The following is a 26,563-nucleotide window of genomic DNA, read 5'->3' on the forward strand; positions in this document are numbered from 1 at the left end:
CTCAGCTCTCCTTCACTTTGTCTTTCGGGGCCACGGGCAGCGAAATGCGGAAGACGGTGCGCCCCGGCACCGATTCCACGCCAATCAGACCGCCGTGGTCGGTGATGATTTTTGACACCAGCGCCAGCCCAAGGCCCGTGCCGTTTTCGCGGCCCGACACAAAGGGCTCGAAGATGTCCGAGGCGATGTCGGGCGGAATGCCCGGGCCATCGTCGATGATTTCGATCTGCAGCGGCAGCCGGGCCTGGCTGCCATCCTTGCGGCGCAGGCGCAGCGACAGATCGTAGAAGGTGCGCAGGCGGATGGTGCCCCGGTTGTCGCGGGCCGCCTCTGTCGCGTTCTTGATCAGGTTGAGGAAGACCTGCATCAACTGGTCTGAATCGGCCCAGGTCGCGGGCAACGAGGGGTCGTAATCCTCGACGATCATCATGTGGCTGGCATAGCCCATCTGGGCCGAGCGGCGGGCGCGGTCCAGCGCGTCATGGATGTTGACGGCGCGCGCCTCGGGCGGGCGCAGGTTGCCGAACTGTTCGACCTGTTCCAAGAGCTTCACGATCCGACGGGTTTCTTCGACGATCAGGTCGGTCATCTCACGGTCTTCTTCCGAGAGGTTCATCGACAAAAGCTGGGCGGCCCCGGAAATGCCGGCGAGCGGGTTCTTGATCTCATGCGCCAGCATTTCCGCCATGCCGATGGCAGACTTGGCGGCAGAGGTGGCGTTGCGGGCGCGACCGATGCGTTCGGCCATGACGCGGGGGCTGATCAGCAACAACAACTGGTCGGCATCGTCCTGCACCGGGGCAATCTGGAACAGGCAGTGCTGCGAGACGCGGTCATAGGTCGATACCGTGACATCGTTGATATTCACATCGGCCTGATTGGCGCGGGCGCGGACCAGCGAATCCAACAGCGGCACATCGACGCGCATCTTGTCGAGAAGATTTTGGTGGAACAAGGACTTGGACGAGGCGTTCAGAAAGGTCTCGGCCGCTGGGTTGACGGCCACGATGCGGTCGCGTCCGTCGATCAGCAGCGCGGGCATCGGCAGCGAGGCCCAGATGGCGTCAAACGGCGGTGACGTGCTCATGCGGCCCGCCTTTCACTTTGGGTGAAGATGCGGTCGATCAGATGCAGGACCTGCGCCGGGCTTTCGGTGACCAGCAAACTCTCGCGGTGGTCGGACAGGCCGGCCTGTTCCAGGTACCAGCCCAGATGCTTGCGGGCACAGCGGGCACCGAGGGATATGCCGTAGAAGGACAGCATCGCCTCGTAATGGCTGGCGATCAGGGCCGCCAATGCCGCGCCCTGCGGCACCAGCGGCGCGGGGGTGCCATGCAAGGCATGGGCGATTTCGGCCAGCCTCCACGGCGCGCCTTGCGCCCCACGTCCGATCATCACGCCATCGGCGCCCGAGGCGGCAAGCGCTGCGCGCGCCGTGCCGGGGTCGATGATGTCGCCATTGGCAATGACCGGGATCTTCACCGCGTCCTTGACGGCGCGGATGGCCGCCCAGTTGGCGCGGCCCTTGTACAGCTGGCACCGGGTGCGGCCGTGGATGGTGATCATCCGGATGCCTGCCGCTTCGGCGCGGATCGCCAGTTCGGGCGCGTTCAGCGCGGCGTCATCCCAGCCGAGCCGGGTTTTCAGGGTGACGGGCACCTTGACCGCACCCAAAACCGCCTCGATCAAGCGCAGGGCGTGGTCGAGATCGCGCAGAAGGGCCGAGCCGCAGGCACCGGTGGTGACGCGCTTGGTTGGGCAGCCCATGTTGATGTCGATGACCCGTGCCCCCTGCCCTTCGACAAAGCGCGCGGCCTCGGCCATCCAGTGCGCCTCACGCCCCACAAGCTGGACGGCGGTGTGGGCCTCGGTGAAACCCAATTCGGCGCGGGCCCGCATTTCGGGATGGGCGCGCATCACCTCTTCGCAGGCCACCATCTCCGACACCACCAACCCGGCCCCGAATCCCGCGACAATGCGGCGCCATGGCAGGTCTGTGATACCCGCCATCGGGGCGAGGATCACGGGCGGGGTCAAGGCGAGCGGGTTGGTGTGCACGGCGGCTCCATGAGGCATGGGTTGTAGCTAGGGCGAGAGGGATGGAATCACAAAGGTTTGCGGGCATAACTTTGCCTGAAATTAGGGCATTGCCTATATTTTGGGCGAATAATAGCCGCAGTCGGCGGTTTAGCGGCAGGCAGGGCGCTTGGCGGACCCCGCCGAGCGGACTTGGCGTCCCCGCAGCCCATCCGCAGGACAGTCGTTCGCCGCAGAATGCCTGCACGGGCGGGTTTCGCGTCGCGCGTCGCCCCGCTGCGGGTTATTTGGGGCGGGCGCAGGGAAAGAAGCGGCGCTAAGGATTCCATCTTGCGGCCAGATCCTTTACAGATTTGTGCAAAGGGCAGGTGACATGACGACAGCCGCAATTATCGTGGCCGCAGGGCGCGGCACCCGAGCCGGGGGGGATATCCCCAAGCAATGGCAGCCGCTCGCCGGGAAGCCGGTGGTGGCGCATGCTTTGGCGGCCTTTGCCGGGCTGCGGCGGGTGCTGGTCATCCATCCCGACGACGCGGCGCGGGCGGCGGAGGTGGCAGGCGATGCGCTGGTGGTGCATGGCGGGGCAAGCCGGGCAGCCTCGGTCCGGGCGGCGCTGGAGGCGCTGGCGGGACAGGGTGTGGCCCGCGTGCTGATCCATGACGGAGCGCGGCCACTGATTTCGTCCACAGTGATCGGGCGTGTGATCGCGGCACTGGCAACGGCGGCGGGGGCGGCCCCGGCGCTGGCGGTGACCGATGCCTTGTGGACCGGCGCTGGCGGTCTGGTGACCGGCACCCGCGACCGAACCGGCCTTTTTCGGGCGCAGACGCCGCAGGGATTTCAGTTCGAGGCCATTCTGGCCGCGCACCGGGCCTATGGCGGCGAGGCGGCCGATGATGTCGAGGTGGCGCGGGCCGCAGGACTTGACGTGGTGATGGTCGAGGGCGAGGAAGCCAATCTGAAGGTCACCTTTCCGGGCGACTTTGCCCGGGCAGAGAAGAGTCTGGCAGAAACGGCCTTGCAGGCGGAAAAGGGGAAGCGGATGGATGTGCGGATGGGGAATGGCTTTGACGTGCATGCCTTTTGCGCGGGCGATGGCGTCTGGCTGTGCGGGGTCAAGGTGCCGCATGGCAAGGCGCTTTTGGGCCATTCGGACGCCGATGTGGGGATGCACGCCCTGACCGACGCCATCTATGGCGCGTTGGCCGAGGGCGATATCGGCCAGCATTTCCCGCCCTCGGACCCGCAATGGAAGGGGGCGGCGAGCCGGATCTTCCTGCAGCACGCTGCCGATCTGGCCCGCCTGCGCGGCTTCACCATCACCAGCGCGGATGTCACGCTGATCTGCGAGCGGCCCAAGGTTGGGCCGCATGCGCTGTCCATGCGGCAGGCTTTGGCCGAGATCATGGGCATTGCGGTGGGCCGGGTCAGTGTGAAGGCCACAACCTCGGAGAAGCTGGGCTTCACCGGGCGCGAGGAAGGCATTGCCGCCATGGCAACGGCTGTGCTGGTGGCGCAATGACGCGGCTTCTGGTGATCTTCTTTGGCGCAGGACGGCTTCGGCCGGCTCCGGGGACATGGGGCTCTTTGGTGGCGCTGATACTGGGCATGCTGATCCTGCACTATGCAGGGTTTCCCGGTCTGGTGATAGCGACGGCCGGGATCACGGCTTTGGGCTTTTGGGCCTGCGCTGCGGAACTTATGCCCGGCGAGGATCCTTCGGAGGTGGTGATTGACGAGGTGGCCGGGCAATGGCTGACGCTGCTGTTTCCCGCCGCCGGCTTCGCCTTCGCCCCCGCCGCTCAGGCCGCTTTCGCGGCGAATGGCGGATGGTTGCCGTGGCCGGCCTGGGTGTTTCCCTTTGTGCTGTTCCGGCTCTTCGACATCTGGAAACCTTGGGTGATCGGCCGCGCCGATGCCCGGGGCGATGCGGCGGGGGTCATGCTGGATGACCTTTGGGCCGGGCTGTTCGCAGGGATCGCCACGGTGGTCCTGGCCGCCGCCTATCACATTCCCCTGATCCTGATGAGGCATGGATGAGCCCACAGACGCCCCTGCCCTCTGCCGCACCATCCTTGGACCGGACCACGCCTGCCGAGATCCTGAAGGCGGCGCGCTACTGGGGTCTGAAGATCGCCACCGCCGAAAGCTGCACGGGCGGCATGGTCGCTGTAGCGCTGACCGATGTCGCGGGATCGTCGGACGTCTTCGATCGCGGTTTTGTCACCTATTCCAACGCGGCCAAGGTCGAGATGCTGGGGGTCAGCCGCAAGACGCTGGAGCATTACGGTGCTGTGTCGGAAGAGGTGGCCAGCGAGATGGCCGAGGGCGCGTTGGCGCATTCGGCGGCCACGCTGGCCGTGTCGATCACCGGCATTGCCGGTCCGGGCGGGTCGGATTTCAAGCCCGAGGGCCGGGTCTGCTTCGGTCTGGCGCGCAAGAACCAGTTGACCCGCGTCGAAACGGTGGAGTTCGGTGCCCTGGGCCGGGCACAGGTGCGGGCTGCGGCGCGCGACCACGCGCTGGACCTTCTGGCCCTGTCCGTGGTGCTTGGCTGATGGCAAAGACGCCGCCATTGGTCTGAAGGGCATGTAGCCTTTCGGGGCTTGCCAAGGTTGTGCGTTGGGGACAAGGCCGGACCGGCAATTCGCCCAGAACACCGCCCCAAATCACCCGCCCCAAATCACCCGCCCCAAATCACCCGCCGTACAGCACCCGTGCCCGCGTCTCGAAGGCCCGCACCACGCGGGTCATCGCCTCGTTGAAGACCAGACCGATCACGCCGGACAGGATGGCGTTGCGAAACTCGAAATCGACGTCGAAGACCACCTTGCAAGCCGGATGACCCTGAGCCTGAGGCGCTTCGGCAAAGCTCCAGACCGATTTCAGATGGCGAAACGGGCCGTCGATATATTCGGTCAGGATGCGGCCCTCGGCCGGCAGCAGCGTCACGCGCGAGCCGAACCTTTCGCGGAACAGCTTGAACGAGATCACCAGATCGGCCTCCATCACTTCCGCCCCGGCCGCGCCGCCTTCGATCGGGTTGCGTGAGCGGATGCGGGCCGCGGCGGTCCAGGGCAGGAATTCGGGATATCGCGCCACGTCTGCCACCAGATCATACATCTGCGCCGCACTGTGGGGCAGGACTTTTTCCTCGTGGTGCCGTGTCATCCGGTTCTTTCCGCTGCATCGCCGCTGCTTTGGGCCTTGCAAGCGGCTTGGCCCTGCTTTTGAAGTAGCGTGAGTGTGTTACGCGGAAAAGGGGAATCCGGTCTTCCGTCCGCCGACGCGACCAAGTGCAGCAGGAGGCACGTGTGGCCATGCCGGAACGTCCATATGTCATAGACCAGATGATCAGCGCCAAGGCAATTGCCGCGCGGGTCGAAGAGCTGGCCACCGAGATCACCCAGCATTTCAAGGGCACCGACAAGCTGGTGGTCGTGGGCCTGTTGCGCGGCTCATTCGTCTTCATCGCCGATCTGGTGCGGGAAATCGGCCTGCCGGTCGAGGTCGACTTTCTGGAAGCCTCTTCCTATGGCGACAGCATGCATTCCAGCCGCGAGGTGCGCATCCTCAAGGACCTGCGCGGCGAGATTGCCGGCAAGGATGTGCTGATCGTCGAAGACATCGTCGACACCGGCTTTACCCTGCACCATGTCCGCAAACTGCTGGAAGCGCGCGAGCCGCGCAAGCTGACGGTCTGCGCCCTGCTGGACAAACCCTCGCGCCGCGAGGTCGACATCAAGGCGACCTGGACCGGCTTCGAGATCCCCGATGAATTCGTCGTGGGTTACGGCATCGACTTCGCGCAGCGCAACCGCAACCTGCCCTATATCGGCAAGGTGCGCTTCACCGAATAGGCGTGGCATGGACCTGACCTGGCTTTTGCGAATGGCTCGCTGGGTCCGCCATCCTCCCGGCAAACGGCAGGTCCTTGTGATGCTTGTCGTACTGGCGGTCAGCCTGATCCTGGTCGGGATCGAGCATCTTTGGGGCTGGCCCGCATGGCTTCGCGTGAACAGCGGCCAACTGCGCCTGCCCAAACCCTGACAGGTCGGCCTTCCTTCGGCTTCAAGAGCTATACCTTGGGTCAGTCCGCTGGCGAGAAGCGGCAAGTTTAGGGTCGCCACGCTTAAGATTGCTTGCGGGACTGGGTCGATTGTGCAGAGTGCGGCGAAATTGCTGCAGGAGCATCGCATGGGCCGCATACTTCGTTCTCTGGTCGGGCTGGCCGTCATCGCCGCAGCGGTGGGGTGGTATTTGACCGCCCCGGTGCTGCGCCCGACCGACGATCTGGCAAAACTGACGGGCGACAAGGCGCATGGCGAGGCGGTATTCTGGGCCTCGGGCTGTGAATCCTGCCATATGGCACCGGGGGCCAAGGGTGCGGACGAACTGGTGCTGACGGGGGGCCAGGCCTTTGCGACCGCCTTTGGCACATTCTACGCGCCCAACATTTCATCCGATCCCAAGGAGGGCATTGGCGGCTGGTCGATTGCCACCTTCGCCCATGCCATTCAGGATGGCGTGCGTCCCGATGGCTCGCATGAATATCCGGCGATGCCCTATGTCGCCTATGCCAAGATGGAGCCGCAGGATCTGGTTGACCTGAAGGCCTTCGTGGACAGCCTGCCGGCTTCAGCCACACCCAGCAAGCCGCATGACGTTGGCTTTCCGTTCAACATCCGCCGCTCTTTGGGGGTCTGGAAGCTGCTGTTCGGCGGCACCGGTTATGTGCTGACCGGCGACATGACGGACGAGGTCAAGCGGGGCCGCTACATCGCCGAGGCGCTGGCGCATTGTGGCGAGTGCCATACGCCACGCAACGCGATGGGGGGGCTGAACAAGGCGGCGTGGCTGGGCGGATCGGTGATCGACGGCGGCAAATCCAAAGTGCCCAACATCACCTCGGGCAAGCTGGATTGGTCCGAAAAGGACATCTTCACCTACCTGACCACCGGCGCCACGCCGGATTTCGACTTCGCTGGTGGCGAGATGACGCATGTGGTGGAAAACATGGGACACCTGCCCGAAAGCGACGTGAACGCCGTGGTGGCCTATCTCAAAGCGGTGCCTGCGGTTAAATAAGGCGGATGACAAGGGCGGCGGCACTCTGGCAGAACTTCCGGATCGCCGCGTTCTGATGGAGCCTTCGATGATCCTGATCGGCCAGTATGACAGCCCCTTCGTGCGCCGCACCGGCATTGCCTTGCGCCTTTATGACATCCCGTTCGAGCATCGTCCCTGGTCGGTGTTCGGCGATGGCGAGGCAATCCGGGCGCTGAACCCCTTGATGCGGGTGCCGACCCTTGTGCTGGACGACGGCTTCGTGCTGACCGACAGCCACATGATCCTGGACCATCTTGACGGCCTGGTGGACGCGCCGATGTTCCCGCGCAGCGAACCGGCCCGGCATCGGGCGCTGAAGGTGGCCACCTTGGCCACGGGATTGGCGGAAAAGGCGGTCAGCCTGTTTTACGAACGGGTGCTGCACCGCGAAACCTCGGCCACCTGGGAGGCGCGCTGCGCCCATCAGATCGGCTCGGTGCTTGCCGCATTGGAGGCGGACCGCGCCGCCCGTCCCGGTCCGTGGTGGTTTGGCGACCGGATCGGTCATGCTGACATCGCGGTGGCCTGCGCCCTGCGCTTCGTGGCTGATTCGCATGGCGAGACGGTGGATCTTGCCCCCTGCCCGGCCCTGCGCCAGCACGCCGCGCGGTGCGAGGCGATGCCGGTCTTTCAAGAAATTTCGCAATCTTTCGTGCCACCGGCCTAACAGGCGATCCTTCGCGCAGCCTGGGTTTTCTTTCGGGCGAATCGCCGCCTGCAACTGGGTAAACCGGGGAACTAGATCGGGTCCTTGTGCCACGATAGCCATAGAATATTCAGGTCAGGCCGTTCCATATGCAGGCGCAGAAATGCACATGCTGAATGGAGAAGACAATGAAAATACTAAAGATTTTGGGGTTGAGCAGCGCCTTGGTTCTGGCCGGTGTGACCGTCTGGGCCGAAACCGCCGATCCCTTCGCCGACATCGTGGAAACCCGTCACGGGCTGATGATGCAGATGGCCGCGGATGTCGGCAAGATGGGCGCCATGGTCAAGGGCGATGCCCCCTATGACGCAGCAGCCGCGGCCAAGGCGGCGGCCAATGTGGCGGCTGTGGCATCGGTGATCAGCCTGGATCAGTTCCCGGCAGGCTCGGAAGCGGGCAAGTCGGCCGACAGTTCTGCCAAGCCGGAACTGTGGGCGACGCCGGACGATTTTCTGGCCAAACTGGGCGATCTGAACAAGGCCGCCGACGCGCTGAAGACCGCAGCCGCAACCAATCCCGACAGCCTGAAATCCGGCATCGCGGCTTTGGGCAAGGCCTGTGGCGCCTGCCATTCGGCCTATCGCCAATCGCAGGGCTGATACGTAAGGCAAGGCCGAGCATGGTCTTTGACGGCAATGGGAGGACAATTTGGCCTCCCATTCAAATCGGTATTTGCATGACACATCTGCATTGCAACTATGGGCGGCACTTTCGAAATAAAAACGGTCTAAAGGTCAAACGATGGTCCGCAAGAGTTCCGTTCGACGGAAGCGACTTAAGATATTGATCTTCCTTGAAGCGTCCGCGCGACCAGCCTTGGAAGGAACGACCATGAAGTCCCTTTTACCGGCAATGATATCTTTGTGCATGAACCCTTTGGTGGCGATGGCGCAGCCGGTATCACCGATAAGCTACTCGGGTCTTGTCAAGATTGAGAATCTTTCAGCCCAGAATCATCCGATGACCTTCACCTTCACGCAATTTGATCTGGGGTATCGCTTCCCTGTTGCGAAGGGCGTAAAGTTTGGTGCGGATCTGGGCGTCGATGCTGTCAAACAAGGCGGCGGTCGCGCCGATGCTGTCTTTGCCGCCGCCGTGCTGGACAGTCCCTATGGCAAGCTGTCGATCGGCATGCCGCGTCTGGTGATCCCGCAAACGTTTGACACGCCCGCACTCGGTGGGTCAGAGGTGGCGCAGTTGTTTGCGGACATCTTTACGGGCGGCTTGCAGGCCGAAGCATACCTGTTCAAGAACGCGCCGTGGCGGCGCGGTGTGCGCTATGACGGCACCTTCGGCAAGGTGACGGTTGCCGCCACCTTGCATGAATACGACCACTTCAGGAACCCTCTCCGCCAGATTGCTGTCACCTATGATGCAGGCGATTGGAGTGCTGCCATCGGTGGTCAGGGCATTGACGTGCGCCTGTTCAAGGAACACCAGATCAAATTGGCTGTGCACGCGAAACATGACAAGTTCAGCGGCGGTCTTGTGGCGACCCGCCAATTCGTGGTCCACGGTCGTGAAAACACGCTTGAGGTGTTCGGCGGTTATGATGTGACGGACCGCGTACGGGTCGAGGCGCAAGTGTTTGACGTGGTGGTCAATAGGGATGCGACCCTTGGTCTGGGACTGGACGCCAGCTTCACCATGCCGTCGGGTGTTTTCGTGCAAGCTGGTCTCGCGCACACTGACGCACAAAGTCTTGCGCTGCTGCATCACACCCTGATCAACGTTGGACTGGGCTACAAGTTCTGACCTTTGGCACTTCGCATGCAAAGGTTCGCCCGGAGACAGGTGAACTTTTTGATTTGCAACCAGATATCAGCCTTGATCAGTTTCCCGCCGGTTCGCAGCATTGCAGGTGAGCCGACAATTCCGCAAAGCCCAACCTTTGGATGACGTTCCCACCAATCAGAGCGATCCTGGCCCCGCCGCCCGGGCGCTGAAGACCGCAGCCGCCACCAATCCCCACAGCTTGAAATCCGGCATCGCAGCTTTGGGCATGGCCTGCGGCGCCTGCCATTCGGCCTATCGCCAATCGCAGGGCTGACGGACCCCGCGCAAGCCAAGACCAGCGCAAGGGCAAAGCACCCTTCCGCGCTTCCCCGTTGGCCCAAACCCATCGTTCACGGCCCTTAGATCATGCTTTACCCCTCGGATTCCCACCGCCATGCCCAAAGGTATCCGTCTGACACCCGCTTCGATCTTTAGCGCGCGTTGTTATTCACAGCCGTTCCGACGATTTGGATGAAAATCGTTGGATCTTCAAAAAAGCTGAAAAGGAATGGCAATGCGTTACCTCGCAACTTGTCTCGTGGCCCTGTCTTTGCACCCGATGACCGCTTGGGCGGATGGTGCGATCAATGGGCTCACCTACTCCGGTGTCACCAAGGTGGAAAATCTATCCATCGACAACCGGTCCAAGACTTTCGCCTATTCCCGACTTGACGCCGGCTATCGCGTGCCGCTGGGCGAGGGCTACGCGTTCGGAGTCGATCTTGGGTTTGACGGGGTCCAGCACAAGGGTCAGCGCGGCGATGCCGACTATCTGGCCGCCGTGGTGGCCAGCCCCTATGGCAAACTTTCGGTCGGCATGCCGCGTCTGGTCATGCCGCAGGTCTTCGACACCCCGGCCATCGGCGGGTCAGAGGTGACGCAATTGGCCGCCGGTATCGCCTCGGGCGAGATCATCAGCGACCTGAACCTGATGGCCAATGCGCCGGTGCTGCGCGGGCTGCGTTATGACGGCAGCTTCGGCAAGGTGACGATGGCCGCCGCGATCCACGAATTCGCCAATTCGACTGTCCCGCTGCGCCAGCTGGCCGTGACCTACAACGGCGGCGACTGGAGCGCCTCGGTCGGGACGCAGGGCATTCATCTGGGGGGGCCCTACAATGAACACCAGATCAAACTGGTGCTGCGCGGCGAACAGGGCAAGATCAGCGGCGGCATGGTCGCCACCCACCAATACATCGGCAAGCTGCGCGAAAACGCCTTGGAGCTGTTCGGGGCCTATGAAGTGACCGACGCCGTGAAGGTTGAAGGACAGCTGATCGACGTGGTTCTGGAAGGTCGCGCTCACATGGCTTGGGGTGGCGACGTGATCTACACGCTGCCGTCCGGCGCCTTCCTGCAAGCAGGTCTGACCCGGATTGATACGAACGCCCAAAGCTTGGTCGACGTGGGGGTCGGCTTCAAGTTTTGACCTTTTGGGGACTGAAAAGGGCCAGCCGGTCGGGCGCGTTTTGGCCCAAACGTCCAAGAGGTTGACCGGGCCAAGGGGGCTGGCCCGTCACACCCGACCCAGCTTCTCCATCCGGTTGGCGCGCAGACGGGCGAAGTCGTCGCCCGCATGATAGCTGGACCGGGTGAGCGGCGTGGCCGAGACCATCGAGAAGCCCTTGCCCCAGGCGGCGGTTTCATAGGACTTGAACTCGTCGGGGGTGACGAACCGGTCAACGCGGTGGTGTTTCGGGGTCGGTTGCAGATACTGGCCGATGGTCAGGAAATCGACATCGGCCGCCCGCATGTCATCCATGACCTGCAGGACGGCCTGACGATCCTCGCCCAAGCCGACCATGATGCCGGATTTGGTGAAGAGCGTCGCATCCAGCTCTTTCACGCGCTGAAGCAGGCGGAGAGAGGCGAAGTAGCGCGCGCCGGGGCGGACTTCGGGGTAAAGGCCGGGGACGGTTTCAAGGTTGTGGTTGAAGACATCGGGGCGGGCCGCGACCACGGTTTCCAGCGCCGAGGGCGGACATTTCAGGAAATCCGGCGTCAGCACCTCGATGGTGGTGTCGGGTGCGCGGTGGCGGATGGCGCGGATCGTCATGGCGAAGTGTTCCGCCCCGCCATCGTCGAGGTCATCGCGGTCAACCGAGGTGACGACGACGTGTTTCAGGCCCAGTTCGGCCACGGCATGGGCGACGCGGCCCGGCTCGAACGTGTCCAGCGCCTTGGGTTTGCCGGTGGCGATGTTGCAGAACGAACAGCCGCGGGTGCAGATCTCGCCCATGATCATCATGGTGGCGTGGCCCTGGCTCCAGCATTCGCCGACATTGGGGCAGCCGGCCTCTTCGCAGACGGTCACCAGCTTTTTCTCGCGCAGGATGTCGCGGGTTTGCTTGTAGCCCTCGGAGGTCGGGGCTTTCACCCGAATCCACGCAGGCTTCTTCGGCTGCGGATTGTCGGCGCGATGCGCCTTTTCGGGGTGGCGCTCTTCGGGCAATTTCAGGTCGCGGTCGGTCATCGCAATCTCCTGCCGCAGTCTGGCACGGCGTTTGGGCAGACATAGCCTTTGACGCAGGTGATGAAAAGTTGTTCTCGTGGGCTTGGGTGAACATGCAAGGCGGCCATGCGCCGCAAGCGGGGGATCATGGCCGAGGATTGGGCGAAGCTTGGCGCAGAGGCCAAGAAGCTTGAGGCCCGCATCAAGGATCTGACGCTGGAGGACGGCAAGGCCCTGTGGAAGGCCCTTCAGGCCCGCGACAAGGCGATGGAAGCTCATGAGAAGTCCCTGCAGAAGGCCGCGATTGCGGCCTATGAGGCGGGGGTCGGCTCCAGGAAGCTGGCGGAATTCGTCAAGGACAAGGGCTTTGCGGCGGCACTGAAGCTGCTGGAGGCGGACCGCAAGCTGCTGGGGACCGAGTTGAAGCAACTGGAGGTCCATTGCGACAAGTGCAAGGCGGCGGCCCATCTGGTCGAGGACGAGATCAAGGCGATGGACAAGGCGATGGTTGCCTCCAAGGGCCACGACAAAAGCCCCGAACGCACGGCGGCCAAGAAAATGCGCGACGGACTTTACGCGCGGTTCAACGACCTGAACGCCGCTAGCAACCTGCGCTATCTGCCCGACAAATACATGACCAGCTTTGACGGCCAGTTCGACAAGCTCATCGAACATCTGATCGCCGAGGCCTTCAAGAAGGGCAAGGACCCCGAGGCGCAGGCCGAGGTACCGCAGCCCTTGTCCGAAAAAAAGCTGCAGGCGGCGGTCAAAGAGGCGCAGCAATGGCACAAGGTGATCTTCACCTGTCTGGACAAGAAGAAGGCCCTGACCCCGCCGGATGCGCGGATGGACCTGCTGACCGACAAGGCCTGGGCCGCGCTGGACGACTTTCGCAAGGTCGTTAGTGAATTCGAGACGCTGGCGCGGAAGTTAAAGAAAGAACTGGCGGCGGCGGACCCCAAGGGCGATGTCACCGCCAAGATCACAGAGATCGTCCGGTTGTTCGACGCGGCGGAAAAGGCGCTGAAAGACGACAGCGCCAAGGCCGGAAAAGGCGTGAAAGCCTGAACCGGCAGGGGCCTGCGGCCCATCCCGCCTGCGCCCAAGGACGCGGCAGGATGGGCAGACTGCCGAAGCTACCCGATCAGCGGGCCAGAGCGGCCATAGGTTTCGTCATAGTGCCGGCGCAGGCGTTGCAGGGCGATGCGCAGCACGATCTTGCCCGACCGCGCGGCCCAGCCCATCCGGCGTTCAGCGGCCTCGATGCCCTCTAGAAAGCAGCAGACCCGCAGCGCCACATCCCCCAGACCCGGCCCCAGATCGCGCAGCGCGGCGGACACCCGTTCGCGGGCGGCCCGCGGCCCCTCGGCCTGCCCCGCGTCGGCACGGAAGTTGCCGCGGTCGCCCATGGTCAGGAACCGCTCCCAGTTCTGCGCCACGCGGGCCCCCATCTGCGCCAGTTCGAAATCCTCGCGCAGGCGTTCGGCGGCGTCGATCAGATCGGGGGTCAGGAAGACCTTGCCGTCCTTGTCACGCCGCCGCCCCAGCACCGCCACCGGGCTTTCGGCAAGGTTGTAGCGCATCCGGCGCGGGCCATCCTCGGTCGCGATGTCCTTTTCCGCCCAGTCGCGGTGCTGACCCGCGAAGACCTGTGGCGCCTCGGCCAGACCCATGCGGCCGGCCTCCTCGTCCTCGACCATGCGCTTGAGCGCCAGCCGCCCGGTGGCCGACAGGTCATAGCTGGTCACCCGGCCCGCCTTGCGAATGGAAATCCAGTCCTTCAGCGCGAAAGCCTGGGCAAAGGCGCGCTCGACCACCCCGGTCCGCGCGGTGCGGCCATCGGGGAATTCCCGCATCACCACCGCCTTTTCCATATCGGGCGCCACCGCCAGAACCGAGCCGGGTTCGGCCAACCGGCGCAGGATGCGGCGGCCTTCGCGCTGGATCGTGGCCTCGTCAAGCAGGGCATTCGCGGCGGGGGTCTGGTAGCGGATCGGGGCGGACATGGGCGCATCCTTTGTGTCAGGGTCAAGCGGTTCAGTCCCCTGCCGCCGCACCAGGCTCTGCAGCGCTTCGTCCAGCAAGGGATCGTCGCGGCGGCCTTCATAGCGGCGCACCTGGCGCAGGATGGTCGAGGCATGGCGTCCGTCGCGCCGGGCAATGGCGCGCAGCGACAAGCCGATCTCGGTGTGGTCCAGATAAAGCCGCACCGCGTCCGGTATCCAGGCAGGCAGGGTCAATTGGGCGCTCAGATTGGATTGCATATCGTTGTCCGGCTGCGGCCCCGGGGACCGCATGTTCGAATTGTACACGTCTGCAACCCTGAGTGGCATTGGTTACTCAAACCTTAATATCCGAGGCATTTCCTATAATTGTTTCGAATTCTTAAACTTCCCGGTAACCATCGCACGGTGGAAACAGTCATTGTGCAACGCCCGGTTGAGTTGGTGCATGTTGCACCGATCGAAACAATACGCATCGGAGTTGCTGCCATGACCGATTTCCGCGCCCTTCTGGCTGACCTGCGCCGCCCGCAGATGATGATCCGCGCCGCACGTCTGGGCCTGTCGGAATACCGCCGCGAGCGGGATCTGAAACGGCTTCTGGACGGCCAGCAGCCCTCGCCCGACCGTTCGGTGCCGCGCTTGCTGAACGAAGAGGAACGGCTGGAGGAAATCCGCAAGTCCGGCGATGCGGCCTATTCCATCGCCCGCCACATCGAGGTGCTGATTGCCCTTATGGCGGAAGTGCGGCTGCTGCCGCGGGTGGTGGTGAAGCTGTAAGGCAAAAGGAAAGGCCCGCGCCGGGGAGGAACCGCGCGGGCCTTAGGCTGCAAGACCAAGGGGGGCCTTGCAGGAGGAGAGGGGTTGGACGTCGTTACATGAAGGCGTCAGGCATCGAGGCTTTCTTGGTGGCAACATAGGCCTCCAGCGCCTCTTGCTTGCCTTCATCAAGGCTGGGCTGCACGTAATCGCCCAGCATCTTCTTCACCCGCTCGGACGCCAGCGTCTGCGTATCGCGCGAGCCTTCCTCGGCCCAGGTCTCAAACGGTTTGAAGTCGAACAGATCAGACCGCCAGAAGGCCGTCTTGAAGTTGGCTTGCGTGTGTTCGCAGCCCAGATAGTGGCCGCCCGGACCCACTTCGCGGATGGCGTCCATCGCCTGACCGTTGACATCCATGTGGATGCCCTGCGCCATGTGGTGCAGCGTGCCCAACTGGTCGGCGTCCATCACGAACTTCTCGTAGGACGACACCAGCCCGCCTTCCAACCAGCCGCAGGCGTGCAGCATGAAGTTCACGCCCGACAACAGCCCCATGTTCAGGCTGTTGGCCGATTCGTACGCCGCCTGCGCATCGGGCAGCTTCGATCCGCAGAAGGCCCCCGCCGACCGGTAGGGCAGCCCAAGCCGACGCACCAGCTGGCCCACGCCGTAGGTGATGTGGCTGGCTTCCGGCGTGCCGAAGGTCGGCGCACCCGAGTTCATGTCGATCGATGTCACGAAGGCCCCGGCAATCACCGGCGCCCCGGCCCGCACCAGCTGGCTGTAAGACACGCCGGCCAGAACCTCGGCCAGAACCTGCGTCAGCGTGCCCGCCACCGTCACCGGAGCCATAGCGCCACCGACGATGAAGGGCGAGACGATCGCCGCCTGATTGGCCTTGGCGTAAACCTCCAGCGCGCCCATCATGATGCCGTCGAAGGTCATCGGCGAGTTGATGTTGATCAGGCTGGTCATCACGGTGTTCTGGTCGACGAAATCATCGCCGAACAGGATCTTGGCCATTTCCACCGAATCCGCCGCACGTTCCGGCGCCGTGACCGAGCCCATGAACGGCTTGTCCGACAGGGTCATGTGGGCCAAGAGCATATCAAGGTGGCGCTTGTTCACGGCAATATCCGTCGGCTCGCAGACCGTGCCGCCCGAGTGGTGCAGCCACTTGGACATGTAGCCCAGCTTCACGAAGTTGCGGAAATCCTCGATGGTCGCATAGCGGCGGCCGCCTTCGGCATCGCGCACGAAGGGCGGACCATAGACCGGGGCCAGCACCAGATTACGCCCGCCGATTTCGACATTGCGCAGGGGATTGCGGGCGTGCTGGGTGAAGGTTTTCGGCGCGGTGGCGCACAGCTTGCGCGCCAACCCACGCGGAATATGCACCCTTTCGCCCTTCACATCGGCGCCGGCATCGCGCCAGCGTTGCAGGGCGGCCGGATTTTCCACGAAGTTCACGCCGATTTCTTCCAGAACGGTTTCGGCGTTCCATTCGATGATCTGCAGCGCTTCCTCGTTCAGGATCTCGAAATTCGGGATGTTGCGCTGGATGAACTTGGCGGTCTCGAAGCTGACAGCCGTCCGCTCTGCCCGGCGCGTGGCCCCGCCACCACCCCGTACCCTGCGCCCTGCACCCGTATCGCTCATGATCCATCTCCGGAAAGTTTCGCACCTTATGGCGGGAAAGCCGCGGCGAAGGCTCCCTGTTTGCGCCGCTTGCGCTCCAAAACCGACATGAGAGGGTGACGGAAACGACCCGTCCGGCGCGCAAGGGCCGGGTAGGCTAAGCGAAAGGAGCATGACATGGATCTGGACGCCTATTTGCAGCGCATCGGGCTGAAAGGCCCGCTGGCCCCGACGGTTGAGACCTTGCACAGCGTGCATCGGGCGCAGGCCTTTGCCGTGCCCTATGAGGGGCTGGACATTCAACTGGGCATCCCGCTGGACCTGTGCACGGCGCGGCTTTTCGACAAGCTGGTCACCCGGCGTCGTGGCGGCTGGTGCTATGAGACCAACGGGCTTCTGGAATGGGCCCTGCGCGCCTTGGGATTTACGGTGCAGCGCTGCACCGCTGGCGTCTACCGGCGCGAGAAGGGGGACGCGGCCCTTGGCAACCATCTGGCGCTGATCGTGGCGCTGGACCAGCGCTGGCTGTGTGATCTGGGTCTGGGCGATGGCTTGCGCTCGCCTGTTCCTTTGGTGGAAGGCACGCACCGTGACGGGCCCTTCGAATTCCGGCTGGAACGCCTGCCCGACGGGTTCTGGCGCTTTCACAACCATGCCTACGGCTCGCCCACCACCTTCGATTTTCGCGATGAACCGGCGGACGAGACGATCTTTCACAGGCAGAACATCCTTTTGCAAACCCACCCGGACTCGCATTTCGTGCTCAACGCCGAAGCCGTGCGGATGGGTCAGGACCATGCGCTGACCCTGCTGGGGCGCGTGCTGCGTCACGGCAGCGCGCAGGGAGTGGAAAAGACCGTCCTGGCCTCGGCGGCCGAGCTTTCGCAGGTGCTGTCGACCCGATTTGGCATCGAAGGTGTGGATACGGCCGCGATGTGGCCGCGCATCGCCGCCCGTCATGCTGCACTTTTCCCCGAGGGCTAGGGCCCCGGCCCTGATTCCCCCCCTTGCTTATCCATCCGTCAAAAGCTACGCGGGCGCATGACACAAGCGCCCCACACCGCCCCGCACCATGATCGCCTTTTGATCATCGACTTCGGCTCTCAGGTCACGCAGTTGATTGCGCGCCGCCTGCGGGAGTTGAACGTTTATTGCGAAATCCACCCCTACAACAAGATCGACGAGGCCTTCCTTGCGGCCTTCGCCCCGAAAGCCGTGATCTTCTCCGGCGGGCCGGCCTCGGTCTACTGGGAGGGCGCGCCGATGCCGCCCAAGGGGGTCTTCGATCTGGGCGTGCCGATCCTGGGCATCTGCTATGGCCAGCAGGTGATGATGCATGTGCTGGGCGGTCATGTCGAAGGTGGCCACGGCACGGCGGAATTTGGCAAGGCTTATGTGACCCGGGTCGGCGACCTGCCCCTGCTCCATGGCTGGTTTGAGACCGGTGACGAACAGGTCTGGATGAGCCACGGCGACCACGTGTCGAAGATCGCGCCGGGGTTTGAGGTTTACGGGACCTCCCCCAACGCGCCTTTCGCCATCACCGCAGATGTGTCCCGGCACTTTTACGCCGTGCAGTTCCACCCAGAGGTCCACCACACCCCGAAAGGTGCCCGGCTTTACGAGAATTTCGTCAAGCTGGCCGGGTTCAAGGGCGACTGGACGATGGGCGCCTACCGTGAAGAAGCCATCCGCAAGATTCGCGATCAGGTGGGCGACGCCAAGGTGATTTGCGGCCTGTCGGGCGGGGTGGATTCGTCGGTGGCCGCCGTGCTGATCCACGAAGCGATCGGCGAGCAACTGACCTGCGTCTTTGTCGACCACGGCCTGTTGCGGCTGGGCGAGGCGGAACAGGTCCTCAAGATGTTCCGCGACACCTACAACATTCCCCTGATCCATGCCGACGAAAGCGCCCTGTTCCTTGGCGCGCTGGAAGGCGTTTCAGATCCCGAAGTGAAGCGCAAGACCATCGGACGGCTGTTCATCGACGTGTTCCAGAAGCATGCGCATGCGGTGGGCGGGGCGAAATTTCTGGCGCAGGGCACGCTGTACCCTGACGTCATCGAATCGGTTTCCTTCGGCGGCGGACCTTCTGTCACCATCAAAAGCCACCACAATGTCGGCGGCCTGCCGGAAAAGATGGGCCTCAAGCTGGTCGAACCGCTGCGCGAGCTGTTCAAGGACGAGGTCCGCGCCTTGGGCCGCGAACTGGGTCTTCCGGCCAGCTTCATCGGCCGCCACCCCTTCCCCGGCCCCGGTCTGGCCATCCGCTGCCCGGGAGAGATCACCACCGAAAAGCTGGATATCCTGCGCAAAGCCGATGCGGTCTATATCGACCAGATCCGCAAGCACGGTCTTTATGACGAGATCTGGCAGGCCTTCGCCGCCATCCTGCCGATGAAAACCGTGGGTGTGATGGGCGACGGGCGGACCTACGACTTCGCGCTGGCCTTGCGCGCGGTGACCTCGGTCGATGGGATGACGGCGGATTATTATCCCTTCACGCACGATTTCCTGGGCGAAACCGCGACGCGGATCATCAACGAGGTCAAGGGCATCAACCGGGTGTTCTATGATTGCACCAGCAAACCGCCGGGGACGATTGAACTGGAATGAGGCCTGATCTTTCTGCGAAACATCCACCAACGATCTTTCTGCGAAGGATCAGGATGTTCGCGGAAGATCCTTGCTTCCAGAATTTTCGCCGAAAATTCGAGGTTTAGAATGGTAAGATTGCGCGGCCAACTGATCTGCATGACGCAAGACGAGGTGGCGGCGGTCCGCCAGCATCTGTCGGACCACATCGCCCTGACCCGCGCCGAACCGGGCTGCCTGACCTTTGAGGTCACTCCGACCGATGACCCGATGGTCTATGAGGTGATGGAAGCCTTCCGCGACCGCCCGAGCTTTGACGCCCATCAGGCCCGCACCCGCGACAGCGCCTAGTTTGCCGCGACACGCGGCATCCTGCGCGACTTCCGCATGGAAGAAATCGGCGACTGAGGGCCCCTGCCGCAATGGCCGGCGCGGCCCCCTTTGACCGTTCTCCGGGGATCTTTGGACCTGGATGACCGGGTCAGAAAGAGCCGTGCTTGGCCAGATCGGCCAGCGGCAAGCGCAGGCTTGGCACTTCACGCGGGCGCAGCTGTTCGGGCAGCGCCTCGACCGGGCCCTGCGTGCCAAGTGCCACCACGGCATGGACGGCGTGGTCTTGCGGCAGACCCAGCAATTCCACAACCTTGTCCTTTTCAAAGCCCCCCATGGCATGGGCGAACAGGCCCTTCAGATGCGCCTGCAATGCGATGCTCATCCAGGCGGCGCCGGCGTCAAAGGCGTGCCAGACGTTGGGGCTGGGGACGCCCCCTTTCTCGACCGTGGTCTTGGAGGCCACAACCACCAGCGCCGCAGCCTTTTCGGCCCAAAGCCGGTTGAAAGGCACCAGCGTCTCGACAATCCGGGCGAACCCGGCATCGCCCCGCAGCCCATAGGCAAAACGCCACGGCTGGTTGTTGGCGGCAGAGGGTGCCCAGCGGGCGGCTTCCAGCACGGCCAGCACCTCTGCCTCGGTCAGCGTGGTGTCGCTGAACGACCGGGGCGAAAAGCGGTCGAGGAAGATCTGGTCCACAGAATGATCGGCAAGGCGGGGCGAGGGGGCGTGCGCGTTCATGGCAATATCCTGACTTGGCTTGACCGGACTTAGGCCGCAAGCGGGCGCAAGAAAAGGCCCATCCGCGCGGAGAAACTCTGCACCGGTGAACAATCTTGACGGGGTGCCCGGATCTTGTGCTGATGGCCGCAGGAGGACCCCATGCAAGCAGCCCGTCTTTTCGGCATTGGCGATCTCAGGCTGGTCGAGATCGATGCCCCCACGCCCGGTCCCGGCGAGATTGTCATCAAGGTTGAGGCGGCGGGCATCTGCGGCACGGACCGCCATCTGTTCAAGGGAGAGTTTCCCTCGGCCCCGCCGGTGACGCTGGGCCACGAGTTCAGCGGGGTGATCACCGCCATTGGCGCGGGTGTCAGTCTGCCCCTGGGCCTGCGCGTCACCTGTGATCCGAACTGTCCCTGCGGCATTTGCCCCGAGTGCCGAATGGGTCGTGTCAACCTGTGCCGCAACAACCGCGCCATCGGCATCCATGACGACGGCGGCTTTGCCGCTTTCGCGCGCCTGCCAGCCCACCGCGCGCATGCCTTGCCCGCCAATCTGAACCCGCTGTTCGGCGCGTTTTGCGAGCCCTTGGCCTGCACCCTGCATGGCTTGGATATCGGCGCGCCGAAACCCGGTGAACGGGTTATCGTGCTGGGCGGCGGTGTGATAGGCCTGTTGGCCCTGCAGCTGGCGCGGCAGGCCGGGGCAGAGGTGATGCTGGTCACCCGCCAAGGCGCCAAGCGCGACCTTGCGCTGGACCTTGGCGCCACCATTACCGCCGCCTCGGCCACGGAGGCCCGCCGCCTTTGGCCCGAAGGGGCCAGCCTGGTGCTGGAATGCGCCGGGGTGGCCGAAACGGTCGAAGCCGCCCCCGGCCTTTGCGCGCGCGGGGGGCGCGTTGTCATCCTTGGCGTTCTGCCGCAGGCCGAGAAGGTGGCCATCGAGCCCTTTGACCTGCTGTTTCGCGAAATCGCCCTGCTGCATGCCTTCATCAACCCCTTCACCCAAAGTCGCGCCGCGGCCTTGATCGCGGCAGGCACCGTCAACGTGGCCAAGCTCATCTCTCGTACCATCCCGCTGTCCGAAGCCGCCGACGCCATCGCCAACCCGCCGCGCCTCGGCGAGGTCAAAGTCCTGATCCTGCCCTGACCGCTTCCGCCCGAAGCTGAACCGCCGCAGAGGGATCGGAACATTCGCCTGCAGGTGTCCATGCAGCGCCGATGGCCCGATTGGGGGCGGCGCGACGCCCCGGGCACAGCCAGCGCGCGCTTTCCTGCCCTTCCCCGCTTGACCCCGGCCTCAAGGTCGGGCAAGGCCGTGCGCATGCTGAAAATCGAGAACATCACCTATTCCGTCGAAGGCCGCCCCCTGTTCGAGGGCGCTTCCGCCACGATTCCGACCGGCCACAAGGTGGGCATTGTCGGCCGCAACGGCGCGGGCAAAACCACGCTGTTTCGCATCATCAAGGGCGAACTGGCGTTGGAGGGTGGCACGATTTCCATGCCGAACCGGGCACGGATTGGCGGCGTGGCGCAGGAAGTGCCCGGCTCGGACGTGTCGCTGATCGACACGGTGCTGGCGGCAGACACCGAACGCGCCGCTTTGATGGCCGAGGCGGAAACCGCGCATGACGCCCACCGCATTGCCGACATCCAAGCCCGCCTGAACGACATTGACGCATGGAGTGCCGAGGCGCGCGCCGCTTCCATCCTGCGCGGGCTGGGGTTCGAGCCCGAAGCGCAGCGTCGCCCCTGTTCGGATTTCTCGGGCGGCTGGCGGATGCGCGTGGCCTTGGCGGGGGTGCTGTTCTCGCAGCCCGACTATCTGCTGCTGGACGAGCCGACCAACTACCTTGACCTTGAAGGCGCGCTCTGGCTGGAAAGCTACCTGCAGAAATACCCCCACACCGTCATCATCATCAGCCATGACCGTGGCCTGCTGAACCGGGCCGTGGGCGCGATCCTGCATCTGGATCAGAAGAAGCTGACGCTGTGGAACGGCCCCTATGACCAGTTCGCGCGTCAGTTGGCCGAACGCCGGGCCAATCAGGCCGCCGAGGCCAAGAAGCAGGACGCCCGCCGCGCCCATCTTCAGTCCTTCGTGGACCGCTTCAAGGCCAAGGCCTCCAAGGCCGTCCAGGCCCAGTCCCGCGTCAAGATGCTGGAAAAGATGACCCTGATCACCCCGCCCGAAGAGGCGCGGCAAGTGGTTTTCACCTTCCCCGAGCCGGAAGAACTGGCACCGCCGATCATCAACATGGACGCCTGCGCCGTGGGCTATGGTGGCCCGCCGATCCTGAAGAAGCTGAACCTGCGGATTGACCAGGACGACCGGATCGCCCTTCTGGGCCGCAACGGGCAGGGCAAATCGACGCTGTCGAAGCTTTTGGCCGGAAAACTTACGGCACAAGAAGGCAAGATCACCCGCTCGTCCAAGCTGCGGATTGGCTATTTCGCCCAGCATCAGGTTGATGAACTGCATATCGACGAGACCCCGCTGCAGCACATCCAGCGGGTCAAGCCGCTGGAGCAACAAGCGCGGCTGCGGGCGCGTCTGGCCGGCTTCGGCCTTGGCCCCGATCAGGCGGAAACCGCCGTGGGGCGGCTGTCGGGCGGGCAGAAGGCGCGACTGTCGCTGCTGCTGGCCACGATCGAGGCGCCGCATCTTCTGATCCTCGACGAACCGACCAACCACCTCGACATCGAAAGCCGCGAGGCTTTGGTGGAAGCGCTGACCCAATACAAGGGCGCCGTGGTTCTGGTCAGCCACGACATGCACCTGTTGGGACTGGTGGCCGACCGCCTTTGGCTGGTCAAGAATGGTGCTGTGACACCCTACACCGAGGACCTTGAAGCCTATCGCAAGCAATTGCTGGCCGGGGACGAGGTGGAAAAGCCTGCCGCCAAGCCGGTGGAAAAGCCCAAGAAACTGTCGCGCGACGAGGTGCTTGTGCTCCGCGCCGAGGTGCGCAAGTCCGAAGAGCGTCTGGCCAAACTGAACGACATGCGCGACAAGCTGGCCAAGAAACTCGCCGACCCCGAGCTTTACGAGGCCGCCCGCATCGGCGAGTTGGAGACCTGGAACAAGAAATACGCCGAGGTGATGGACGCGCTGGACCGCGCCGAAGCCATGTGGCTGCAAGCGACCGAAAAGCTGGAGACGGCGCAGGCGGCCTAGTTCTTCACCGGCGTATAGGTCACGACTCCATTGTCCCGCGTCTCCACCCGGAAGTCTTGCGTGACGCAATCCCCGTTCGCGTCGGTGGAATCCACCTGATAGCGGGTCAGGGCGAACGGCGTCGCCGCGTCGGCCTGGTGGGTCTCCACCGAAGAGGCGCAGGCGCCGCCGGAATTCTCCACCTCGATCACCCGTTCGTCGAGGTTGAAGCTGGTCAGGGAATCGATGCGGGCGAAGACCGGATAGCCCCAGATGCCCTGCCCCAGGTTGTCCGCGCCAAGGGTGACGCCGTCGCCCTCGTTGATCGTATAGACCGAATAGGCCGTGCTGCCGCGCTGGCCCATGCCCTTGTGCGCGATCACCACATCCGGCTTGCCATCGAAGTCAAGGTCCTGAAGGTCAACCGGAATTTCTCCCAAGAACAGGCAGGTATCGCCGGACTCGGGACATGACGCCTGCGTGGCACGGTCTGCCGCGCCGTAAGAAAGATGCAAGACACCCTTGGTCCGAGTGAAATCGATCTGCCCGGAGGCTGTCGTCAGGGCATCCGTTGCCGCCTGATCCAAGAGCGCCACGGCGTTTTCGGAAATCTGGACCACCTGCCCCGTTTGCGCGTCGGTCAGCCGGATGATCGCAGGCCCCATCGGCGCAGGGTCATCGGGAAGCACAACCGGGAACCACAGCCCCGAAATCCGGGAACCGCCGATGGGCTGATCGAACTGGAAGCTGATGCCCTCCGGCCCGGCTGGTGGCTTGGCCTGCGCAGAGGTCCCCTTGGGGGCAAGGGCCACCATCCGCGCCTGATAGGCCGCAAGGATGCAATCAGCATCGCTCCCGCAGGCATCGCGTGTCTTCAGGAACTGTTTCTGCTGCATCTTGACGCGGTCGCGGCTGGGCTGGTCGGCGCTTGTGGCAAGGGTCTGACGGTAAAGGTCGTTCAACTGAACATCGGCCTTGGCCAGCGCGTCCTGGGTGCAGATCGTCTCCTCGGTCTGCGACACATCGCTCGAACAATCGAAAGCCGGTTGCGCCGTCTGGGCATGGGCAGGCAGCATTTGCGCGAGGGCGAGCAGAGCGAAAACCGACAGCCCCAGTTGCAGCCTTGGATCGTGTGCCATGTAAACTCCCCTTTCGCTTCGCCCGCACCATGCTTGTCCTTCCGCGGTGGTCTGGTTCCGACGCTAGCCTGAGGCGATCTTTCCCGCAACGGGCGGCGCAAGCGGCACATAGGCCAGGTCCGGACCCGGTCCGGGATTGACCCGAGACCGCAAACCCGGAAGGGTGGCGCCATGAGCCCCTTCCTGATCACCGCCTTTGCAACCCTTTTCGTCGTCATCGACCCGCCCGGGCTGGTGCCGCTGTTCATCGCCTTGACCCAAGGCATGGCCCCCGCCCGCCGCACGGCGATGGCGCAGCGGGCCTGCATCATCGCCTTGATCCTGTTGACCCTGTTCGGTCTGTTCGGAGAGGCTTTGCTGGGCTTCATCGGCATCTCGATGCCAGCCTTCCGCATCGCGGGGGGGATGCTTTTGTTCCTGACCGCCATCGACATGCTGTTCGAACGGCGCACCCAACAGCGCGAGGGTGCCCATGCCGATCCCGACCATGATCCTTCCGTCTTCCCGCTGGCGACGCCGCTGATTGCCGGACCCGGGGCAATTGCGTCGATGATCCTGCTGATGGGTCAGGCCGGGCCGCGGTGGGAGGCCAAGCTGGAGGTTCTGGGTCTTTTGGCGGCGATGATCGTGGCTACCTTTGTTTTCCTTCTGGCCGCACCGCCGATTGAAAAGCTGCTCGGGCGGACCGGAACCGTGGTGATCACGCGGCTTTTGGGGATGTTGCTGGCCGCGCTGGCGGTGCAGTTCGTCATTGACGGCATCAAGGGCGCGGGCCTGTTGCACTTCGGGTTGGTGGCCAATGCCGGGCGATAGCACGATGCGGCTGATCTACATCGGCCTTCTGGTGGTGGCGCTGGCGGTCTGGGGCGGCTTGGAACTGCGCCGGAATTTCGGGCGGACCCTGAAGGTGGTGCTGTCTTGGGTGATGATCTTTGTCGGTCTGATGGCGGTTTATGGCCTGTGGGGTGATATCCAGCGCGGCATGCGCCCGACCCAAGCTGTCGGCGCGGCCAACGTCACCCTGCCCCGTGCGCAGGATGGCCATTACTATGCGCAGGTTTCGGTCGGTGGCCGGCCGCTGACCTTCATGGTCGACACCGGAGCCTCTGACGTGGTCCTGACGCCCGATGACGCGCGGCGGGTCGGGATTGATCCCGGCGCCTTGGTCTACACAGGTCAGGCCTCCACCGCGAACGGGATCGTGCGCACGGCGCGGGTGACGCTGCCCAATGTCACGTTCGGCCCCTTCCACGAGGACGGCCTTGGCGTTTCGGTGAACGAGGCGCCGATGGACATCTCGTTGCTGGGCATGTCCTATCTGGGGCAGTTCCAGATCACCATCGCCGGGGATCAGATGGTGCTGCGGCGTTAGGGCTGCAGCAGCCAGTCCTGCACGGATGCCAGCAGCGGCCGGAAATAGGCGATGATGCGGCCCTCGGGCGGGGCCTGCGCCGCTTCGGCCCAAGGTGCCACGCCATGCAGGGTGAGCCGGTGCAACAGGGTCGCCTCGCCGGGGCGGGCGGGCAGTTCCACCCGTTTACAGGTCTCGAACACGCGGCGACGGGCCTGGGTGTAAGCCTGGGTTACGTCAACCTCGTCCCACATGGCCGGCGGATGCGGTGACAGGACGTCGCGCAACGCCTCGCGCAGGATGGCATGGCTGCCCTCCCACACCACAAGCGGTGAGCCTGTGCTGTCATTCAAAGGAAGCCCCAAGATCCAGCCATGCGGTTCCATGATCCGGCGCTGGCGGTCGGGGCCCACCGGCAACAGCCCATCCAGATGCGCCGCATCGCGATTGCGGCGGAAGGCAAAGGCCTGCGCGGTTTCTTCGGCCGAGGGCTGCGGATAGCCGGGAAAGACGGTGGAAAGTTGCGCCCTGTGCAAGGGTTCTGGCGCCAGACCAAGATCGGCCCAAGGCAGATCCACGCCCCCAACCCGGCCCGAGGCGTCATTTGGCAGCACGTCCAGTCCGACCGCCCAAGTGCCACCGCAGCGCAAAGGCTCGGTCGAGGTTGCCAGCGCGGCTTTGGCCAACGGCAGGGCCGCTGCCGCCCAAGCCATCAAGCCCGGCGTGGGGCCAATGCGCCGCCAGCCTGTCACCAGCCAACCGCCTTGCGCAGCATATTGGCACCCAC

29 protein-coding genes are annotated in these 26,563 nt (G+C 64.1%); 20 read left to right on the plus strand and 9 right to left on the minus strand.

Annotated features, from left to right (window positions below; all coding sequences use genetic code 11):
• Position 1 precedes the first annotated feature (1 nt).
• Complete coding sequence (locus tag AC1Y2B_RS13180) at positions 2 to 1,087, minus strand: two-component system sensor histidine kinase NtrB (protein ID WP_482253556.1); 1,086 nt, start codon at positions 1,085 to 1,087, stop codon at positions 2 to 4.
• Positions 1,084 to 2,076 (minus strand): tRNA dihydrouridine synthase DusB, encoded by a 993-nt coding sequence (gene dusB, locus AC1Y2B_RS13185; RefSeq protein ID WP_482253557.1) that lies wholly within the window; start codon positions 2,074 to 2,076, stop codon positions 1,084 to 1,086. Before dusB ends, AC1Y2B_RS13180 begins: the two co-directional genes overlap by 4 nt.
• 334 nt (positions 2,077 to 2,410) lie before the next feature.
• Between dusB and AC1Y2B_RS13190 the strand changes: the two genes are divergently transcribed.
• From AC1Y2B_RS13190 to AC1Y2B_RS13200, 3 genes are read left to right on the plus strand one after another with little or no spacing between them, the layout of a single operon-like run.
• Entirely contained in the window at positions 2,411 to 3,559 is a 1,149-nt protein-coding gene (locus AC1Y2B_RS13190) for a bifunctional 2-C-methyl-D-erythritol 4-phosphate cytidylyltransferase/2-C-methyl-D-erythritol 2,4-cyclodiphosphate synthase (RefSeq protein WP_482253558.1), read from the plus strand.
• Positions 3,556 to 4,077, plus strand: coding sequence for a phosphatidylglycerophosphatase A family protein (locus AC1Y2B_RS13195; RefSeq protein ID WP_482253559.1), 522 nt, complete (start codon positions 3,556 to 3,558; stop codon positions 4,075 to 4,077). Before AC1Y2B_RS13190 ends, AC1Y2B_RS13195 begins: the two co-directional genes overlap by 4 nt.
• Positions 4,074 to 4,595 carry a CinA family protein gene (locus AC1Y2B_RS13200; RefSeq protein ID WP_482253560.1) on the plus strand — a complete coding sequence of 174 codons (522 nt, stop codon included), beginning with the start codon at positions 4,074 to 4,076 and terminating at the stop codon, positions 4,593 to 4,595. The genes AC1Y2B_RS13195 and AC1Y2B_RS13200 overlap by 4 nt, the downstream gene beginning before the upstream one ends.
• Positions 4,596 to 4,734: 139 nt before the next feature.
• Here the strand turns inward: AC1Y2B_RS13200 and AC1Y2B_RS13205 are convergent, their stop codons facing one another.
• Positions 4,735 to 5,208, minus strand: coding sequence for a type II toxin-antitoxin system RatA family toxin (locus AC1Y2B_RS13205; protein WP_482253561.1), 474 nt, complete (start codon positions 5,206 to 5,208; stop codon positions 4,735 to 4,737).
• Between the two features lie 149 nt (positions 5,209 to 5,357).
• Here AC1Y2B_RS13205 and hpt point away from each other — a divergent pair, with 149 nt between their 5' ends.
• From hpt to AC1Y2B_RS13245, 8 genes are all read left to right on the plus strand, one after another.
• Positions 5,358 to 5,897: a hypoxanthine phosphoribosyltransferase gene (gene hpt / locus AC1Y2B_RS13210; RefSeq protein WP_482253562.1), complete on the plus strand. Its 540-nt coding sequence runs from the start codon at positions 5,358 to 5,360 to the stop codon at positions 5,895 to 5,897.
• Positions 5,898 to 5,928: 31 nt separating this feature from the next.
• Positions 5,929 to 6,087 carry a hypothetical protein gene (locus AC1Y2B_RS13215; protein ID WP_482253563.1) on the plus strand — a complete coding sequence of 53 codons (159 nt, stop codon included), beginning with the start codon at positions 5,929 to 5,931 and terminating at the stop codon, positions 6,085 to 6,087.
• A gap of 147 nt (positions 6,088 to 6,234) precedes the next feature.
• Positions 6,235 to 7,125, plus strand: coding sequence for a c-type cytochrome (locus AC1Y2B_RS13220; protein WP_482253564.1), 891 nt, complete (start codon positions 6,235 to 6,237; stop codon positions 7,123 to 7,125).
• 67 nt (positions 7,126 to 7,192) lie between these two features.
• Positions 7,193 to 7,813 (plus strand): glutathione S-transferase family protein, encoded by a 621-nt coding sequence (locus AC1Y2B_RS13225; RefSeq protein ID WP_482253565.1) that lies wholly within the window; start codon positions 7,193 to 7,195, stop codon positions 7,811 to 7,813.
• 167 nt (positions 7,814 to 7,980) lie between these two features.
• Positions 7,981 to 8,451, plus strand: coding sequence for a c-type cytochrome (locus tag AC1Y2B_RS13230; RefSeq protein ID WP_482253566.1), 471 nt, complete (start codon positions 7,981 to 7,983; stop codon positions 8,449 to 8,451).
• A 142-nt stretch (positions 8,452 to 8,593) separates the two neighbouring features.
• Positions 8,594 to 9,607: a hypothetical protein gene (locus AC1Y2B_RS13235; protein ID WP_482253567.1), complete on the plus strand. Its 1,014-nt coding sequence runs from the start codon at positions 8,594 to 8,596 to the stop codon at positions 9,605 to 9,607.
• A 106-nt stretch (positions 9,608 to 9,713) separates the two neighbouring features.
• Positions 9,714 to 9,902: a hypothetical protein gene (locus AC1Y2B_RS13240; protein WP_482253568.1), complete on the plus strand. Its 189-nt coding sequence runs from the start codon at positions 9,714 to 9,716 to the stop codon at positions 9,900 to 9,902.
• 240 nt (positions 9,903 to 10,142) lie between these two features.
• A complete protein-coding gene (locus tag AC1Y2B_RS13245) occupies positions 10,143 to 11,057 on the plus strand; it encodes a hypothetical protein (protein WP_482253569.1) in 915 nt (304 codons plus the stop codon).
• 87 nt (positions 11,058 to 11,144) lie between these two features.
• Here AC1Y2B_RS13245 and lipA read toward each other — a convergent pair whose 3' ends face one another.
• Positions 11,145 to 12,101, minus strand: coding sequence for a lipoyl synthase (gene lipA, locus AC1Y2B_RS13250; RefSeq protein WP_482253570.1), 957 nt, complete (start codon positions 12,099 to 12,101; stop codon positions 11,145 to 11,147).
• Positions 12,102 to 12,206: 105 nt separating this feature from the next.
• On the opposite strand from lipA, the gene AC1Y2B_RS13255 reads away from it, so the two are divergent.
• The gene (locus AC1Y2B_RS13255) at positions 12,207 to 13,148 is read left to right on the plus strand and encodes a hypothetical protein (RefSeq protein WP_482253571.1); all 942 of its coding nucleotides are present in this window, start codon (positions 12,207 to 12,209) and stop codon (positions 13,146 to 13,148) included.
• Between the two features lie 68 nt (positions 13,149 to 13,216).
• On the opposite strand, the gene AC1Y2B_RS13260 is transcribed toward AC1Y2B_RS13255, so the two are convergent.
• Positions 13,217 to 14,344 (minus strand): DUF6456 domain-containing protein, encoded by a 1,128-nt coding sequence (locus AC1Y2B_RS13260; RefSeq protein WP_482253572.1) that lies wholly within the window; start codon positions 14,342 to 14,344, stop codon positions 13,217 to 13,219.
• A 228-nt stretch (positions 14,345 to 14,572) separates the two neighbouring features.
• Here AC1Y2B_RS13260 and AC1Y2B_RS13265 point away from each other — a divergent pair, with 228 nt between their 5' ends.
• Complete coding sequence (locus AC1Y2B_RS13265; RefSeq protein ID WP_482253573.1) at positions 14,573 to 14,863, plus strand: DUF6477 family protein; 291 nt, start codon at positions 14,573 to 14,575, stop codon at positions 14,861 to 14,863.
• A 94-nt stretch (positions 14,864 to 14,957) separates the two neighbouring features.
• On the opposite strand, the gene AC1Y2B_RS13270 is transcribed toward AC1Y2B_RS13265, so the two are convergent.
• Complete coding sequence (locus AC1Y2B_RS13270; protein WP_482253574.1) at positions 14,958 to 16,502, minus strand: trimethylamine methyltransferase family protein; 1,545 nt, start codon at positions 16,500 to 16,502, stop codon at positions 14,958 to 14,960.
• A gap of 156 nt (positions 16,503 to 16,658) precedes the next feature.
• Between AC1Y2B_RS13270 and AC1Y2B_RS13275 the strand changes: the two genes are divergently transcribed.
• The 3 genes from AC1Y2B_RS13275 to AC1Y2B_RS13285 all read left to right on the plus strand — a co-directional run bounded on the left by AC1Y2B_RS13275 (position 16,659) and on the right by AC1Y2B_RS13285 (position 19,427).
• On the plus strand, positions 16,659 to 17,465 hold the full coding sequence (locus tag AC1Y2B_RS13275; RefSeq protein ID WP_482253575.1) for an arylamine N-acetyltransferase family protein: 807 nt from the start codon (positions 16,659 to 16,661) through the stop codon (positions 17,463 to 17,465).
• A gap of 57 nt (positions 17,466 to 17,522) precedes the next feature.
• Positions 17,523 to 19,097: a glutamine-hydrolyzing GMP synthase gene (gene guaA / locus AC1Y2B_RS13280; protein WP_482253576.1), complete on the plus strand. Its 1,575-nt coding sequence runs from the start codon at positions 17,523 to 17,525 to the stop codon at positions 19,095 to 19,097.
• Between the two features lie 108 nt (positions 19,098 to 19,205).
• Positions 19,206 to 19,427 (plus strand): putative quinol monooxygenase, encoded by a 222-nt coding sequence (locus AC1Y2B_RS13285; protein WP_482253577.1) that lies wholly within the window; start codon positions 19,206 to 19,208, stop codon positions 19,425 to 19,427.
• A gap of 130 nt (positions 19,428 to 19,557) precedes the next feature.
• On the opposite strand, the gene AC1Y2B_RS13290 is transcribed toward AC1Y2B_RS13285, so the two are convergent.
• The gene (locus AC1Y2B_RS13290) at positions 19,558 to 20,148 is read right to left on the minus strand and encodes a nitroreductase family protein (protein WP_482253578.1); all 591 of its coding nucleotides are present in this window, start codon (positions 20,146 to 20,148) and stop codon (positions 19,558 to 19,560) included.
• 141 nt (positions 20,149 to 20,289) lie between these two features.
• Here AC1Y2B_RS13290 and AC1Y2B_RS13295 point away from each other — a divergent pair, with 141 nt between their 5' ends.
• Positions 20,290 to 21,279, plus strand: coding sequence for a zinc-dependent alcohol dehydrogenase family protein (locus tag AC1Y2B_RS13295; RefSeq protein ID WP_482253579.1), 990 nt, complete (start codon positions 20,290 to 20,292; stop codon positions 21,277 to 21,279).
• Between the two features lie 174 nt (positions 21,280 to 21,453).
• Positions 21,454 to 23,307 carry an ABC-F family ATP-binding cassette domain-containing protein gene (locus AC1Y2B_RS13300; RefSeq protein ID WP_482253580.1) on the plus strand — a complete coding sequence of 618 codons (1,854 nt, stop codon included), beginning with the start codon at positions 21,454 to 21,456 and terminating at the stop codon, positions 23,305 to 23,307.
• On the opposite strand, the gene AC1Y2B_RS13305 is transcribed toward AC1Y2B_RS13300, so the two are convergent.
• Positions 23,304 to 24,425: a lysozyme inhibitor LprI family protein gene (locus AC1Y2B_RS13305; protein ID WP_482253581.1), complete on the minus strand. Its 1,122-nt coding sequence runs from the start codon at positions 24,423 to 24,425 to the stop codon at positions 23,304 to 23,306. The two genes, AC1Y2B_RS13300 and AC1Y2B_RS13305, sit on opposite strands and share 4 nt — an antisense overlap.
• Positions 24,426 to 24,596: 171 nt before the next feature.
• Here AC1Y2B_RS13305 and AC1Y2B_RS13310 point away from each other — a divergent pair, with 171 nt between their 5' ends.
• Both AC1Y2B_RS13310 and AC1Y2B_RS13315 read left to right on the plus strand, forming a co-directional pair.
• Complete coding sequence (locus AC1Y2B_RS13310; RefSeq protein ID WP_482253582.1) at positions 24,597 to 25,238, plus strand: MarC family protein; 642 nt, start codon at positions 24,597 to 24,599, stop codon at positions 25,236 to 25,238.
• A 4-nt stretch (positions 25,239 to 25,242) separates the two neighbouring features.
• The gene (locus AC1Y2B_RS13315) at positions 25,243 to 25,797 is read left to right on the plus strand and encodes a retropepsin-like aspartic protease family protein (protein WP_482253583.1); all 555 of its coding nucleotides are present in this window, start codon (positions 25,243 to 25,245) and stop codon (positions 25,795 to 25,797) included.
• Here AC1Y2B_RS13315 and AC1Y2B_RS13320 read toward each other — a convergent pair.
• A complete protein-coding gene (locus AC1Y2B_RS13320) occupies positions 25,794 to 26,528 on the minus strand; it encodes a hypothetical protein (RefSeq protein WP_482253587.1) in 735 nt (244 codons plus the stop codon). The two genes, AC1Y2B_RS13315 and AC1Y2B_RS13320, sit on opposite strands and share 4 nt — an antisense overlap.
• Positions 26,529 to 26,563: the final 35 nt, after the last annotated feature.

The organism is Stagnihabitans sp. (assembly GCF_964946895.1).